Raw genomic sequence first — 15,527 nt, 5'->3', positions numbered from 1 at the left:
GCTTTTACCAGATGGCACATTCCGCCATCTGGTGAAGGTCACATTCCCGAAGGGTGCATACCTTTTGGATACTTCACGCTGTATGAGAATGGCAGACTCACGTTCTCTTTGCCTGACAGTTTCAGCGTCCAGGACAGTTCACCCGTTTTCGCATCAAACTGCGCCTGGCCATACTGCATTTTTTCCACAGTAATATCACTATTAGCACTGACTGGGATCTGGTCGAGCAGAGTGATATCCACTGCTTCGCCGTAGCTGTTCTTCACATTGAGGGTGTAACTGAAGTTACGTATTGCGCTGTCGTTAAAGATAGATAACGCATTCTCTTTTTTGAGTGCGGCTTTACGCTGAATAATCAGCTTAGGATCGCGGTTTAGCTGAATATCCAGCGACTTACCATCTTCCGGCGGTTGTAAATAGCCCAGACCTGTACGGTTATTGCCAAAGAAGATCTGACTTTCGCCGGGGATCAGATTCAACTGTTCCCAGTCTTTGATCTGTACCTGGAGCCAGGCGGCATTACTGATTTTCGGAATGGCAAAGAAGCGATATTCTCCGTTGATCGACTCTTCCTTAATGACCACCGTGCGCGCGGTATTATCGCTGTCGATTTGCCACGGCAGCGAAAGCGCATAGCGAATATTTTGCGCGGTGAAACTTTCCGGGCGCGGTGAAACGGGCGCAGCCGATGCCGCATACATGCGCCCGGCTTGTTGCTCCCTTGCTTTTTGCATATCTGCCTCCAGGGCTTTCTGCAATTCTGATGCATCCTGGTCAGACGAGTATTCCGAACGCTGTTTCATCACGGGTGATGCTGAAATCGAGCTACTCATACCACCATACTCTGGTACATCCACATACTGTGTTTCCAGTTGCGGCAGGGTGAGATGAGTATCAGGTTCACTGGTCGAGAGCACCAGATTAACGTTTTTCCATGGCAAGCCCGTATACTGGCGAATATTAGCCTTATAAACCAGACGCAGCGGCTGGTTTATGGCGGTGGCGTGAATATCATAGATCGGCGTCCATGTAGCATCTGGGGTCATATAACGCACCACTGCTTTCGCAGTGACGGCTTTGGGGACATAGACCTTAGCGATGATAACCTGCGGATCATCGGCTGCCTCTGAATTGCCGTTACGCATACTCTCGCGTTGCTCCAGCTTTTCAATTTCAAGCTGGTTATCAGCAAGTTTCTGCGTCAACTCATTATCGGCCCGTAATAACTCACCATTTTTCTCTTTCACCATTTGCAGATACTTGCCAACTTCGGCGGCACTTTTATTGGTTAATGTGCTATTTGCCTCTAATACCTTAATTTGAGCCGCGATATTGTTCTTCTCGGCGGTCAATTTTGCCTGTTCCACCTTAGCTGATTTTAACTGTTGCTGAATATCTGACGGCAGCGCATTTGGCTGTGTTTCCAGTAGCGCGATACGTGAGGAAAGCACCGTCACTCCGTTATCGATAGAGATAGCGATGCTGTCGTCGGTTACCGAATTGGCAATCCTGGTGAAGATAACTTCGCTTTCTCCGGCTGGTAAATTAAGTGTCTCTTCGCCTTGCAGGCTGGCACCATGCAGATAAACAGTGACGTCTTTAAGTGTTAGCGGTTGGGTTAACTGCGCCCCCCAGGTGGAGGAGATACACCCAGTAAGCAACATGGCGAGGGGAAGAGGTTTGAAAATCAACATGGTTATCCTTAACAATGGGCAGACATTGAAACGCGCGCAGGCGTTGACCAACAGAGTCTATTGCGCTTTGTCAGGAAAGATGCGGCGAAAAGCAGTGAATATATTCTGAAAAGTGGGGGGAAAAAGACGCCTGGCGTAAAACACCAGGCGAGAGGATCACGGTGCCGGATAAGTATAAACCTGATGCACCGCTTCAATTTCTGCTAATACGTCTTCGCTTAACTCCAGATGCAAACTTTCGACGTTAGTTTTCAGCTGCTCCATCGTTGTTGCGCCCAGCAGAGTGCTGGCTACAAATGGTTGACGGCGCACAAAGGCCAGCGCCATCTGAGCAGGATCCAGACCATGACGTTTGGCTATATCAACATACGCCGCGACGGCTTTTTGCGTTTGCTCACCGCTGTAGCGGGTGAAGCGGCTAAAGAGCGTATTGCGCGCGCCAGCCGGTTTTGCGCCGTTGAGATATTTCCCGCTCAACGTACCAAAACCCAGACACGAATAGGCCAGTAACTCGACGCCTTCATACTGGCTGACTTCAGCAAGTCCCACTTCAAAGCTACGATTTAACAAGCTGTAGGGATTTTGAATGGTGACGATACGCGGCAGGTCGTGTTTATCCGCGAGATGTAAATAGCGCATTACGCCAAATGCAGTTTCATTCGACACGCCGATATAACGAATTTTCCCCGCGCGTTGGTACTCTGTCAGCGCGTCCAGCGTGTCGAGCAGAGAAATCGCAGGGGCTGAATCTGTCCAGCTATAACCGAGCTTGCCGAAACAGTTGGTGGGGCGCTGCGGCCAATGCACCTGATAGAGATCGAGATAATCAGTCTGCAGACGCTTGAGGCTGTCATGCAGAGCTTCGCGAATATTCTTCCTGTCCAGCGCCTGATCCGGGCGGATCCCCTTGTCATTATTACGCGACGGTCCGCTCACTTTGGAGGCGATAATTAACTTTTCGCGATTGCCATGTTTTGCCAGCCAGTTACCGACATAGGTTTCGGTTAACCCCTGAGTTTCGGGGCGCGGCGGTACCGGGTACATCTCGGCAACGTCGATAAGGTTAATGCCCTGAGCAACGGCATAGTCGAGTTGTGCGTGGGCGTCGGCTTCGCTGTTCTGTTCACCAAACGTCATCGTGCCAAGCCCCAGCGTGCTGACTTCCAGCGAGCTGTGGGGTATACGGTGATATTGCATAGCCGTTTCCTTTTTATAATCACGACATAAGGAATATAAAAATGGCAGAGGGAAGGGAAAAGGGAAAGAGAAAAATCTTAAGGCCAGCCGGATGCTGACCTTATTTTTTAACGTTCAATAATTTGCGAGACATCATCACGGTTTATTTGCATAGCGTTACCTTGCTGATCGTGATAACTCACCAGCCCGGTATCATCATCAATTTCCGGTTTTCCATCTGTCAAAATCATACGGCCATCTTTGGTCGCCATGACGTAATCACTGGAACAGCCGGAAACGGCAAATACCAGTCCGACTGCAGAAATTAATACTGCCCATTTTTTCATCCGGTCATCCTCACCTATTTTGCCCATTAATGATAATAGACTGTTTATAATCTGACGTTATACATCATGAAAGCAGGAAAATCTTAAACTGTGAGGAAGGGGGGCGAACGCTCTCCCGCAGGAGAGCGAACGGAATATCAGAGCGGATTCTTTTTGTTGCGGATCAGGTTGAGGCTTTCAACCGCAATAGAGAAGAACATCGCGAAGTAGATGTAACCTTTCGGTACGTGGATGTCGAAACTTTCCAGAATCAGGGTAAAGCCCACCAGAATCAGGAAAGAGAGCGCCAGCATTTTTACCGAAGGGTGGCGTTCGACAAAATCACCAATCGAGCGCGCGGCGAACATCATCACGCCTACGGCAATCACTACTGCTGCCATCATTATGAATAAGTGATCTGACAGGCCCACAGCGGTAATCACCGAGTCGAGGCTGAAGATAATATCCAGCAGCATAATCTGCACGATAGCGCCGAGGAATGATGAAACGCGAGTTTTCAGCCCTTCTTCTTCGCCTTCAATGGACTCGTGGATTTCCTTGCTGGCTTTCCAGATAAGGAACAGGCCGCCGAGTAACAAAATTAAATCACGGGCGGAAATTTCCTGACTGAAAATTGTAAAAAGTGGATTCGTCAGACGCGTTACCCAGGCAATAGACGCCAGCAGCGCCAGACGCATGACCATTGCCGCCGCCAAACCCAGACGCCGCGCGTGGCCACGTTGTGCTGTAGGTAGTTTTGCCACCACCAGCGAGAGGAAAATAATATTATCGATCCCAAGAACGATCTCCAGCAGCGTCAGCGTACCGAGCGCAAGCCAGGCGTTAGGATCGGTTACCCATGCAAATAACATCAAACAAAGCCCTGCCAAAAAAAAATGAAGCGGTAATTATATGCCCGGAATGCGGCAGGTCAAAGCGATGGGTGCTGGATCAAAAAATGACGAGCCAATAGCGCACTGGTGAAATTCTTCTTTAAATAAAAGCCGCGCGGCAGTGTCAGAATCGGTTCACCCCGGGAGCCAATGGCTTCGGTGAGCGCTTTCGCATTCGCCGCTTTAGGTCTTATCTGTAAATATTCCCCGTGACGAGCGGTAATCCTTTCAACCTGACCGAGAACAATCATATCCATCAATTCTTCCCAGTCTTCGCGTAACTGCCGTTCCTCTTCTTCATTTGGGCTCCACAGTAATGGTGACCCTACGCGCCGCTGCGCCAGAGGAATACTGCGCTCGCCCTCTACAGGTATCCACAGCACGCGTTTTAACTTATGGCGTACATGGCTGGTTTCCCAGGTGACGCCGCTATTGCCGGTTAAAGGCGCCACGCAAACGAAAGTGGTTTCCAGAGGACGGCCAAGGCTATCCACAGGAATCGTTTTTAGCTCTACCCCCAGGGCCGCAAAATCTTGTTCAGGCTTACTGCCCGCGCTGGCGCCAAGCCAAATTTCCAGCAACACGCCTATCCAGCCTTTATCGCGCTTTAAATTCTCCGGTGCAACCAGCCCGGCAAGTGCCGCCAGCTCACCCAATGTGTAACCGGAAAGTTGCTGTGCTTGCGCAAATAACTGCGCTTCAGTTTCTGGTGGAGAGAGCAATGGGCGAGGTTGGAGCATGGCGTTATACCTTGATTAAAAATTGAGCAGTAATTTTATACCGGATATGCCGAGTGTAACTTTTTCCACGAGTGTTATTCAATTGCATGATTTATATTGATTTTTAGTCTTCAGATAACCACGTTGCGCAACGTATGGGTAGGTTTTCCAAATCTGGTCACTGAAAATAAACAGGATCTTACACCATGTTATCCACAGAAAGCTGGGATAACTGTGAAAAACCCTCACTACTGTTTCCATTTACAGCCTTGACGTGCGACGAAACTCCAATTTTTAGGGGGGCAGTGCTTAACTTATTGGCACATTCTGTGGATAAATACGACATTGGTTGATCTTTCACCACCTCGTGTGTGGCGAATGTGATGCAGGTCACGAATTTACCTGTTTGGTAGTGATTTAGGCATCTAGTTCATTGATTAGTAATTATTATTTTGTAGTGCCTGAATCAAGCTTGTTCAGAATGCTCTGGGTTTTCCCGTGGTAATTCCGTAGTTCTTCACAACTCTATCCACAGAAAAGGTGAATAAAAACGGTGATGTTCCCCCTCTGCTGTTTATAACTCTGCACTTAACTGTGAGTTATTCAATTGTTATTAGTGTGTAATGCCTTGCAGAGAGTGGTTTACCGCCTTCCAGGAGTATGAAACAATCATTCGCATATAAAGTTTTATTTTGAGGTAGTCCGGTGATTGATGACGATGGCTACCGCCCAAACGTAGGTATCGTGATTTGTAATCGTCAGGGGCAAGTAATGTGGGCCCGTCGATTTGGTCAGCACTCCTGGCAATTTCCGCAAGGCGGAATTAACCCCGGAGAATCCGCAGAACAGGCGATGTACCGTGAATTGTTTGAAGAAGTAGGATTAAGCCGCAAAGACGTTCGAATCCTTGCTTCAACACGTAACTGGTTGCGCTACAAATTACCAAAACGTTTGGTGCGTTGGGACACGAAGCCGGTGTGTATCGGCCAAAAACAAAAATGGTTTCTCTTGCAGCTGGTGAGCGGCGATGCGGAAATCAATATGCAAACCAGCAGTACACCAGAGTTTGACGGCTGGCGTTGGGTAAGTTACTGGTATCCGGTCAGACAGGTGGTGTCATTTAAACGTGATGTCTACCGCAGGGTAATGAAAGAGTTTGCGAGTGTTGTGATGGCGTTACAGGACAATGCGCCTAAACCACAAAACGCATCTACTTATCGACGTAAAAGAGGTTAAGTCACGCCAATTATGCTCACTCGCCTGCGCGAAATAGTCGAAAAGGTAGCCAGTGCTCCTCGCCTTAACGAGGCGTTGAATATTCTGGTTACCGACATCTGTCTTGCGATGGATACCGAGGTCTGTTCGGTCTACCTGGCCGATCACGACCGACGTTGTTACTACCTGATGGCGACTCGGGGGCTAAAAAAACCGCGAGGTCGTACCGTAACGCTCGCGTTTGATGAAGGGATCGTCGGCCTGGTTGGCAGGCTGGCGGAACCGATAAACCTTGCGGATGCGCAAAAACACCCCAGTTTTAAATATGTCCCCTCCGTAAAAGAAGAGCGTTTCCGTGCTTTCTTAGGCGTTCCGATTATTCAGCGTCGCCAATTGCTTGGCGTGCTGGTGGTGCAGCAAAGAGAGCTACGCCAGTACGACGAAAGCGAAGAATCCTTCCTGGTGACGCTCGCCACCCAGATGGCGGCCATTCTTTCCCAGTCGCAGTTGACTGCCTTATTCGGGCAATATCGCCAGACGCGAATCCGCGCATTACCAGCAGCACCTGGTGTGGCTATTGCCGAAGGCTGGCAGGATGCAACATTACCCTTAATGGAACAGGTGTATCAGGCATCAACGCTTGATCCAGCGTTGGAACGTGAGCGCCTGACCGGAGCGCTGGAAGAGGCAGCTAACGAATTTCGTCGCTACAGCAAACGCTTTGCTGCTGGGGCGCAGAAAGAAACTGCGGCCATTTTCGATCTTTACTCACACCTGCTTTCCGACACCCGTTTGCGTCGCGAACTGTTTGACGAGGTGGATAAAGGCTCGGTCGCAGAGTGGGCTGTGAAAACGGTAATTGAAAAATTTGCTGAACAGTTTGCCGCACTAAGTGATAACTATCTCAAAGAGCGCGCTGGCGATTTACGCGCACTGGGCCAGCGGTTGCTGTTTCACCTTGATGATGCGAATCAGGGGCCGAACGCCTGGCCGGAACGTTTCATTCTGGTGGCAGATGAATTGTCGGCGACGACCCTTGCGGAGTTGCCCCAGGATCGCTTAGTTGGCGTCGTCGTGCGCGATGGTGCGGCCAACTCCCATGCTGCGATTATGGTGCGCGCGCTGGGTATTCCTACCGTGATGGGGGCGGATATTCAACCTTCAGTGCTGCATCGTCGGACGCTGATTGTTGATGGTTATCGCGGAGAATTACTGGTCGACCCGGAACCGGTGCTGCTGCAAGAATACCAACGGCTAATTAGCGAAGAAAATGAGCTAAGTCGTCTGGCGGAAGATGACGTCAATTTACCCGCACAGTTAAAAAGCGGTGAGCGCATTAAAGTCATGCTCAATGCAGGTTTAAGCCCGGAACATGAAGAAAAACTGGGCAGTCGCATTGATGGCATCGGACTCTATCGCACCGAAATCCCTTTCATGCTGCAAAGCGGTTTCCCGTCGGAAGAAGAGCAGGTAGCGCAGTATCAGGGCATGCTGCAAATGTTCAATGATAAGCCCGTCACCCTGCGTACGCTGGATGTCGGTGCCGATAAACAACTGCCTTACATGCCGATCAGCGAAGAAAATCCATGTCTGGGTTGGCGTGGGATCCGCATTACACTCGATCAGCCGGAAATCTTTTTAATCCAGGTGCGGGCGATGCTGCGTGCCAATGCAGCAACGGGCAACCTGAACATCTTATTGCCGATGGTCACAAGCCTCGATGAAGTGGACGAAGCGCGTCGCCTGATCGAACGTGCCGGACGTGAAGTCGAGGAGATGATTGGCTATGCGATCCCGAAACCGCGCATCGGTATCATGCTGGAAGTGCCATCGATGGTGTTTATGTTGCCTCACCTGGCAAAACGGGTCGATTTTATCTCTGTTGGCACCAACGATCTGACTCAGTACATTCTGGCTGTTGATCGTAACAACACACGGGTTGCGAACATTTATGACAGCCTGCATCCTGCGATGTTACGCGCGCTGGCAATGATCGCCAGGGAAGCGGAAACGCAAGGGATAGATCTTCGTTTGTGTGGCGAAATGGCGGGAGATCCTATGTGCGTAGCGATCCTCATTGGACTGGGTTACCGCCATTTATCCATGAATGGGCGTTCTGTCGCGCGCGTAAAATATTTGCTGCGGCGCATTGATTTTGCCGAAGCGGAAAACCTTGCGCAGCGTAGTCTGGAAGCGCAACTGGCGACCGAAGTTCGTCATCAGGTTGCAGCATTTATGGAGCGTCGCGGTATGGGCGGGCTGATTCGCGGAGGGCTGTAGCGCGGATCATATACATATCTTTTAACGGTATCCGGCAACCAGCCTGGTCCCCTTGTGCTATTATTCGCACCTTTGGAGCGCCTGGAACCTGCGGCGCGCATTTCAATCGCTGTTCTCTTTCAGCGAAATAACAAGAACTTGTGGTGACAGATGACCAGTAGCTATCTGCATTTTCCGGAATTCGATCCGGTCATTTTCTCAATAGGACCCGTAGCGCTTCACTGGTACGGCCTGATGTATCTGGTGGGTTTCATTTTTGCGATGTGGCTGGCAACACGTCGGGCGAACCGTCCGGGGAGCGGCTGGACCAAAAATGAAGTTGAAAACTTACTCTATGCGGGCTTCCTCGGCGTTTTCCTTGGCGGACGTATTGGGTATGTTCTGTTCTACAACTTCCCGCAGTTTATGGCCGATCCGCTGTATCTGTTCCGCGTCTGGGACGGCGGCATGTCCTTCCACGGCGGCCTGATTGGCGTGATTGTGGTGATGATTATCTTCGCCCGCCGCACTAAACGTTCCTTCTTCCAGGTATCTGATTTTATAGCGCCGCTCATTCCGTTTGGTCTTGGCGCCGGGCGTCTGGGCAACTTTATTAACGGTGAACTGTGGGGCCGAGTTGATCCGAACTTCCCGTTTGCCATGCTGTTCCAGGGTTCCCGTACCGAAGATATTCTGTTGCTGCAAAACAATCCCCAGTGGCAATCCATTTTTGATACTTATGGCGTGCTGCCTCGCCACCCGTCACAGTTGTACGAAATGCTGCTGGAAGGTGTGGTGCTGTTTATTATCCTCAACCTGTATATTCGTAAACCGCGCCCGATGGGAGCCGTGTCTGGCTTGTTCCTGATTGGCTACGGCGCGTTTCGCATCATTGTTGAGTTTTTCCGCCAGCCCGACGCGCAGTTTACCGGCGCCTGGGTGCAGTACATCAGCATGGGGCAAATTCTTTCCATCCCGATGATTGTCGCGGGTGTTTTCATGATGGTCTGGGCATATCGTCGCAGCCCACAGCAACACGTTTCCTGAGGAACCATGAAACAGTATTTAGAACTGATGCAAAAAGTGCTCGACGAAGGCACACAGAAAAACGACCGTACCGGAACCGGAACGCTTTCCATTTTTGGTCATCAGATGCGTTTTAACCTGCAGGATGGATTCCCGCTGGTGACAACCAAACGTTGCCACCTGCGTTCCATCATCCACGAACTGCTGTGGTTCCTGCAGGGCGACACCAACATTGCTTATCTGCATGAAAACAATGTCACTATCTGGGACGAATGGGCTGATGAAAACGGTGATCTCGGCCCGGTATATGGCAAACAGTGGCGCGCCTGGCCAACGCCGGATGGACGTCATATTGACCAGATAACCACAGTGCTGAACCAGTTGAAAAACGACCCGGATTCCCGCCGCATTATTGTTTCAGCGTGGAACGTGGGGGAACTGGATAAAATGGCACTGGCGCCATGCCATGCGTTCTTCCAGTTTTATGTGGCAGACGGCAAACTCTCTTGCCAGCTTTATCAACGCTCCTGTGACGTCTTCCTCGGCCTGCCGTTTAACATCGCCAGCTACGCGTTACTGGTGCATATGATGGCGCAGCAGTGCGATCTTGAAGTGGGTGATTTTGTCTGGACTGGTGGCGACACGCACCTGTACAGCAACCATATGGATCAAACCCATCTGCAATTAAGCCGTGAACCGCGTCCGCTGCCGAAGCTGATTATCAAACGTAAACCCGAATCCATCTTCGACTACCGTTTCGAAGACTTTGAGATTGAAGGCTACGATCCGCATCCGGGCATTAAGGCACCGGTGGCTATCTAATTACGAAACATCCTGCCAGAGCCGACGCCAGCGTGCGTCGGTTTTTTTTTATCCCCTGTTAAATTCTTCGAGACTCCTTCCCGAAATTTTGCAACGCCCTGCAACAGGGTAAGTTGTCCGGAAGACGCGCCGAAGAAATAGAAACTGGCACTCGTCTTTTTTTCTTTGCGCCGCATACTGCCAGCATGAAAAAACAACGTGGTTATACGCTGATTGAAACGCTGGTCGCGATGCTGATTTTGGTCATGTTAAGTGCAAGTGGACTCTATGGCTGGCAGTACTGGCAGCAGTCGCAACGGTTATGGCAAACCGCCAGCCAGGCGCGAGACTATTTGCTCTATTTACGTGAGGATGCCAACTGGCATAACCGCGACCACAGTATCAGTGTCATCAGGGAGGGAGCGTCATGGTGTCTTGCAAGTGCTGCCGTTGGGGCGAATACCTGTCATGGCAGTTCACCGCTGGTCTTTGTGCCTCGCTGGCCCGAAGTCGAAATGAGCGACCTGACACCTTCGCTTACTTTCTTTGGCCTACGCAATACCGCATGGGCCGGACATATTCGCTTCAAAAATTCTACGGGCGAGTGGTGGTTGGTGGTTTCGCCATGGGGAAGGCTTCGACTTTGTCAGCAAGGAGAAACAGAAGGATGCTTATAAAAGAGCAAGGATTTTCCCTGCTGGAAGTGCTGATTGCTATGGCGATCAGCAGCGTACTGTTGCTGGGGGCTGCACGGTTTCTGCCCGCATTACAGCGTGAAAGTTTGATGACTACTCGCAAGCTGGCGCTGGAAGATGAAATATGGCTGCGAGTATTTACAGTCGCGAAGCATCTCCAGAGAGCAGGTTATTGTCATGGAACCTGCTCTGGTGAAGGGCTGAAAATTGTTGGACAGGGTGACTGCATCATTGTGCAGTGGGATGCGAACAGTAACGGCATCTGGGAGCATGAGCCGGGAAAAGAATCCGACCAGATTGGATTTCGGCTAAAAGACAATGTTCTGGAAACGCTACGCGGTACGACATCCTGTGAAGGTAAGGGGTGGGATAAATTGACTAATCCAGATGCCGTCACTATCGAAACTTTTCAGGTTACCCGACAGGATAACAGCGGCTTCGCGCCGGTGCTGACGGTTAATATGCACGCTGCCAGCAAGGCTGATCCGCAAACCGTGGTGGATGCCAGCTATAGCGTGACAGGATTCAACCTGTGAACCGCGAAAAGGGTGTTTCATCGTTGGCACTGGTCCTGATGCTGCTGGTTTTGGGGAGCTTGCTGTTACAAGGAATGAGCCAGCAGGATCGTAGTTTTGCCTCTCGGGTGACTATGGAAAGCCAGTCATTGCGCCGTCAGGCCATTGTGCAGTCAGCGCTTGAGTGGGGGAAAATGCATGCCTGGCAGACACAGCCTGCAGTTCAGTGCTCACAGTACGCTGCAACCGATGCCCGAGTTTGTCTGCGTTTACTGGCAGATAATGAAATCTTGCTGATTGCCGTTTATGAAGGCGTTTCATTGTGGCGAACAGGCGAAGTGAACGATGGAAAGATTGTTTTTTCGCCACGCGGCTGGAGTGATTTCTGCCCGCAAAAAGAGGGGGCGTTATGTCAGCTTCCCTGAAGAATCAACAAGGCTTTAGCCTGCCGGAAGTGATGCTGGCAATGGTGCTGATGGTGATGATTGTCACTGCGTTATCGGGGTATCAGAGAACACTAATGAACAGTCTTGGCAGCAGAAACCAGTACCAACAACTTTGGCGGCATGGCTGGCAGCAAACGCAACTGCGCGCGATTTCGCCACCTGCAAACTGGCAGGTCAACCGAATGCAGACATCGCAGGCGGGATGTGTCAGCATCAGCGTTACGCTATTTTCACCCGGGGGCAGAGAAGGCGAGATGACCCGCCTGCATTGCCCGAATCGTCAGTAGTCAGGAGCCGCTATGTTAAGGGTCTACCATTCCAATCGTCTGGACGTACTGGAAGCGTTGATGGAGTTTATTGTCGAACGCGAACGGCTGGACGATCCTTTCGAGCCAGAAATGATTCTGGTGCAAAGTACCGGTATGGCGCAGTGGCTGCAAATGACCCTGTCGCAGAAGTTCGGCATTGCGGCAAACATTGATTTTCCGCTGCCTGCAAGCTTTATCTGGGATATGTTTGTCCGTGTATTACCGGAGATCCCCAAAGAGAGCGCCTTTAACAAGCGGAGTATGAGCTGGAAACTGATGACTCTGCTGCCGCAACTACTTGAGCGCGAAGATTTTACACTATTGCGTCATTACCTGACTGACGATAGCGACAAGCGAAAACTGTTTCAGCTTTCCTCAAAAGCGGCGGACCTGTTTGACCAATATCTGGTCTATCGTCCGGACTGGCTGGCACAGTGGGAAGCAGGACATTTGGTTGAAGGGCTGGGAGAAGCGCAGGCCTGGCAAGCACCGTTGTGGAAGGCGCTGGTGGAATATACCCATGAACTCGGGCAACCGCGTTGGCACCGTGCCAATCTCTATCAACGCTTTATCGAAACGCTGGAGTCTGCAACGACTTGCCCATCCGGCTTACCTTCGCGCGTCTTTATATGCGGTATTTCCGCGTTACCGCCAGTTTATCTCCAGGCGCTACAGGCGCTGGGTAAACATATTGAAATCCATCTCCTGTTTACCAACCCTTGCCGTTATTACTGGGGCGATATTAAAGATCCTGCTTATCTGGCAAAACTGCTGACCCGCCAGCGTCGACACAGTTTTGAAGATCGTGAATTGCCGCTATTTCGCGATAGCGAAAATGCCGGACAATTATTTAATAGCGACGGTGAACAGGATGTCGGCAACCCGCTGCTGGCCTCCTGGGGCAAGTTGGGGCGCGACTATATCTTTCTTCTTTCCGATCTGGAGAACAGTCAGGAGTTGGACGCCTTTGTCGATGTCACGCCAGACAATCTGTTGCATAACATACAGTCCGACATTCTGGAACTGGAAAACCACGCCGTTGCGGGCGTGAACCTCGAAGAGTTTTCCCGTAGTGATAACAAACGCCCGCTTGACCCACAGGATAGCAGCGTTACCTTCCATGTTTGCCATAGCCCACAACGTGAAGTTGAAGTTTTGCACGATCGCCTGCTGGCGATGCTGGAAGAAGATCCGACACTCACTCCGCGCGACATCATCGTGATGGTGGCCGACATCGACAGCTACAGTCCGTTTATTCAGGCCGTGTTTGGCAGTGCGCCAGCGGATCGGTATCTGCCATATGCCATTTCCGACCGTCGGGCGCGGCAGTCGCATCCTGTACTTGAAGCGTTTATCAGCCTGTTATCGTTGCCGGACAGCCGCTTTGTGTCGGAGGACGTGTTAGCACTGCTGGACGTGCCGGTACTGGCGGCGCGGTTTGATATCACCGAAGAAGGGCTACGTTATTTACGTCAGTGGGTTAATGAATCTGGCATTCGCTGGGGGATTGATGACGACAACGTGCGCGAGCTGGAACTCCCCGCCACCGGGCAACACACCTGGCGATTTGGTCTGACGCGCATGTTACTAGGCTACGCAATGGAAAGCGCACAGGGTGAATGGCAATCGGTCCTTCCTTACGATGAATCGAGTGGCTTAATTGCGGAGCTGGTAGGACACCTGGCGTCACTGCTAATGCAGCTAAACATCTGGCGTCGCGGGTTGGCGCAGGAACGACCGCTTGAAGAGTGGCTGCCGGTTTGCCGCGATATGCTCAATGCCTTCTTCCTGCCGGATGCGGAAACCGAAGCGGCGATGACGCTTATTGAGCAACAATGGCAGGCGATTATCGCTGAAGGTTTGGGTGCACAGTATGGCGAAGCAGTGCCGCTATCGTTGTTACGTGATGAACTGGCACAACGCCTGGATCAAGAACGTATCAGCCAGCGTTTTCTCGCAGGTCCGGTCAACATTTGTACTCTGATGCCAATGCGTTCCATCCCATTCAAAGTGGTTTGCCTGCTGGGGATGAACGATGGAGTTTACCCGCGGCAGCTTGCGCCATTGGGCTTTGACCTGATGAGCCAGAAACCGAAGCGTGGTGACCGCAGCCGTCGCGATGACGACCGCTATCTGTTCCTGGAAGCGTTAATATCCGCGCAACAAAAACTCTATATCAGCTATATTGGCCGCTCTATCCAGGATAACAGCGAACGATTCCCGTCGGTTCTGGTGCAGGAACTGATCGACTACATCGGGCAAAGCCATTATCTACCGGGCGATGAAACGCTTAACTGTGATGAAAGCGAGGCAAGGGTAAAAGCGCATCTTACTTGTCTCCATACCCGGATGCCGTTTGACCCACAAAACTACCAGCCCGGTAACTTACAAAGCTATGCGCGCGAGTGGCTACCCGCGGCCAGTCAGGCAGGTAAGGCACATTCTGAATTTGTTCAGCCGCTGCCGTTTACCTTGCCGGAAACCGTGCCGCTGGAGACGCTACAACGATTCTGGGCGCATCCGGTGCGGGCGTTTTTTCAGATGCGTTTGCAGGTGAACTTCCGTACCGAAGACAGCGAAATCCCCGACACCGAACCATTTATTCTGGAAGGGCTTAGTCGTTATCAAATCAACCAGCAGTTATTAAATGCACTGGTCGAGCAGGATGATGCCGAACGCTTGTTCCGCCGATTCCGGGCGGCAGGGGATTTGCCGTATGGCGCCTTTGGTGAAATTTTCTGGGAAACGCAGTGTCAGGAGATGCAGCAACTTGCCGACAGAGTTATTGCCTGTCGTCAGCCGGGCCAGAGCATGGAAATCGATCTCGCCTGCAACGGCGTGCAGATAACGGGCTGGCTGCCGCAGGTCCAGTCGGATGGCCTGTTGCGCTGGCGCCCATCTTTATTAAGTGTGGCGCAAGGGATGCAACTTTGGCTGGAACACCTTGTCTACTGTGCCAGCGGCGGTAATGGTGTGAGTCGCCTTTTTCTGCGTAAAGATGGCGAATGGCGCTTTCCGCCACTTGAAGCAGAGCAGGCTTTACATTACCTCTCACAACTGATTGAGGGGTATCGTGAAGGTATGTCCGCGCCGTTGCTGGTGTTACCTGAAAGCGGCGGCGCATGGCTAAAAACCTGTTATGACGCAGAAAACGATGCCATGCTGGACGACGAATCCACGTTGCAAAAAGCCCGTACGAAATTCCTTCAGGCTTACGAAGGCAACATGATGGTGCGTGGCGAAGGTGATGATATCTGGTATCAGAGGCTATGGCGGCAATTAACGCCAGAGACAATGGAAGCCATCGTTAAACAGTCGCAACGTTTCCTGTTACCGCTGTTTCGCTTTAATCAGTCATGAGTGCTGTATAAAAATTGCGCAATTCATTCGCTTACTTTATGATGCGCACCAGTCACGGACTGATGGATATATAGACATAGGCTGACTCGTTCAG

Annotated in this window: 15 protein-coding genes; 10 read left to right on the top strand and 5 right to left on the bottom strand. The window is 51.2% G+C overall.

What is annotated here, in order from left to right; translation table 11 throughout:
- Window positions 1-38 precede the first annotated feature (38 nt).
- The 5 genes from H9644_RS06475 to mutH all read right to left on the bottom strand — a co-directional run bounded on the left by H9644_RS06475 (window position 39) and on the right by mutH (window position 4,829).
- A complete protein-coding gene (locus tag H9644_RS06475) occupies window positions 39-1,694 on the bottom strand; it encodes a DUF4139 domain-containing protein (protein WP_225221309.1) in 1,656 nt (551 codons plus the stop codon).
- A 156-nt stretch (window positions 1,695-1,850) separates the two neighbouring features.
- A complete protein-coding gene (locus H9644_RS06470) occupies window positions 1,851-2,891 on the bottom strand; it encodes an NADP(H)-dependent aldo-keto reductase (RefSeq protein WP_191773804.1) in 1,041 nt (346 codons plus the stop codon).
- A 107-nt stretch (window positions 2,892-2,998) separates the two neighbouring features.
- Window positions 2,999-3,217, bottom strand: coding sequence for a lipoprotein YgdR (gene ygdR, locus H9644_RS06465; RefSeq protein WP_061090702.1), 219 nt, complete (start codon window positions 3,215-3,217; stop codon window positions 2,999-3,001).
- 137 nt (window positions 3,218-3,354) lie between these two features.
- Window positions 3,355-4,068 (bottom strand): TerC family protein, encoded by a 714-nt coding sequence (locus H9644_RS06460; protein WP_064529833.1) that lies wholly within the window; start codon window positions 4,066-4,068, stop codon window positions 3,355-3,357.
- Between the two features lie 59 nt (window positions 4,069-4,127).
- Window positions 4,128-4,829, bottom strand: coding sequence for a DNA mismatch repair endonuclease MutH (gene mutH / locus H9644_RS06455; protein ID WP_064529834.1), 702 nt, complete (start codon window positions 4,827-4,829; stop codon window positions 4,128-4,130).
- 185 nt (window positions 4,830-5,014) lie between these two features.
- Between mutH and H9644_RS21780 the strand changes: the two genes are divergently transcribed.
- From H9644_RS21780 to recC, 10 genes are all read left to right on the top strand, one after another.
- Window positions 5,015-5,161, top strand: a complete 147-nt coding sequence (locus H9644_RS21780; RefSeq protein WP_274540061.1) for a hypothetical protein — start codon at window positions 5,015-5,017, stop codon at window positions 5,159-5,161.
- A gap of 352 nt (window positions 5,162-5,513) precedes the next feature.
- On the top strand, window positions 5,514-6,044 hold the full coding sequence (rppH, locus tag H9644_RS06450; RefSeq protein ID WP_064529837.1) for an RNA pyrophosphohydrolase: 531 nt from the start codon (window positions 5,514-5,516) through the stop codon (window positions 6,042-6,044).
- A gap of 12 nt (window positions 6,045-6,056) precedes the next feature.
- Window positions 6,057-8,303: a phosphoenolpyruvate--protein phosphotransferase gene (ptsP, locus tag H9644_RS06445; protein ID WP_064529838.1), complete on the top strand. Its 2,247-nt coding sequence runs from the start codon at window positions 6,057-6,059 to the stop codon at window positions 8,301-8,303.
- A 150-nt stretch (window positions 8,304-8,453) separates the two neighbouring features.
- Window positions 8,454-9,329: a prolipoprotein diacylglyceryl transferase gene (gene lgt, locus H9644_RS06440; RefSeq protein ID WP_191773801.1), complete on the top strand. Its 876-nt coding sequence runs from the start codon at window positions 8,454-8,456 to the stop codon at window positions 9,327-9,329.
- Between the two features lie 6 nt (window positions 9,330-9,335).
- Window positions 9,336-10,130 carry a thymidylate synthase gene (gene thyA, locus H9644_RS06435; protein WP_000816232.1) on the top strand — a complete coding sequence of 265 codons (795 nt, stop codon included), beginning with the start codon at window positions 9,336-9,338 and terminating at the stop codon, window positions 10,128-10,130.
- A 185-nt stretch (window positions 10,131-10,315) separates the two neighbouring features.
- Window positions 10,316-10,786 carry a prepilin peptidase-dependent protein gene (locus H9644_RS06430; protein WP_064529879.1) on the top strand — a complete coding sequence of 157 codons (471 nt, stop codon included), beginning with the start codon at window positions 10,316-10,318 and terminating at the stop codon, window positions 10,784-10,786.
- Window positions 10,777-11,340, top strand: a complete 564-nt coding sequence (locus tag H9644_RS06425; RefSeq protein ID WP_064529839.1) for a prepilin peptidase-dependent protein — start codon at window positions 10,777-10,779, stop codon at window positions 11,338-11,340. The genes H9644_RS06430 and H9644_RS06425 overlap by 10 nt, the downstream gene beginning before the upstream one ends.
- Entirely contained in the window at window positions 11,337-11,744 is a 408-nt protein-coding gene (locus H9644_RS06420; protein ID WP_064529840.1) for a DUF2509 family protein, read from the top strand. The genes H9644_RS06425 and H9644_RS06420 overlap by 4 nt, the downstream gene beginning before the upstream one ends.
- On the top strand, window positions 11,729-12,052 hold the full coding sequence (locus H9644_RS06415; protein ID WP_064529841.1) for a prepilin-type N-terminal cleavage/methylation domain-containing protein: 324 nt from the start codon (window positions 11,729-11,731) through the stop codon (window positions 12,050-12,052). The genes H9644_RS06420 and H9644_RS06415 overlap by 16 nt, the downstream gene beginning before the upstream one ends.
- Before the next feature lie 12 nt (window positions 12,053-12,064).
- A complete protein-coding gene (recC, locus tag H9644_RS06410) occupies window positions 12,065-15,433 on the top strand; it encodes an exodeoxyribonuclease V subunit gamma (protein WP_064529842.1) in 3,369 nt (1,122 codons plus the stop codon).
- Window positions 15,434-15,527 lie beyond the last annotated feature (94 nt).

The organism is Escherichia whittamii, from assembly GCF_014836715.1.
Taxonomy (GTDB): Bacteria; Pseudomonadota; Gammaproteobacteria; order Enterobacterales; family Enterobacteriaceae; genus Escherichia; species Escherichia whittamii.
Note: the sequence above shows the minus strand (reverse complement) of the source record. Positions and strands in the feature narration are given on the sequence as shown.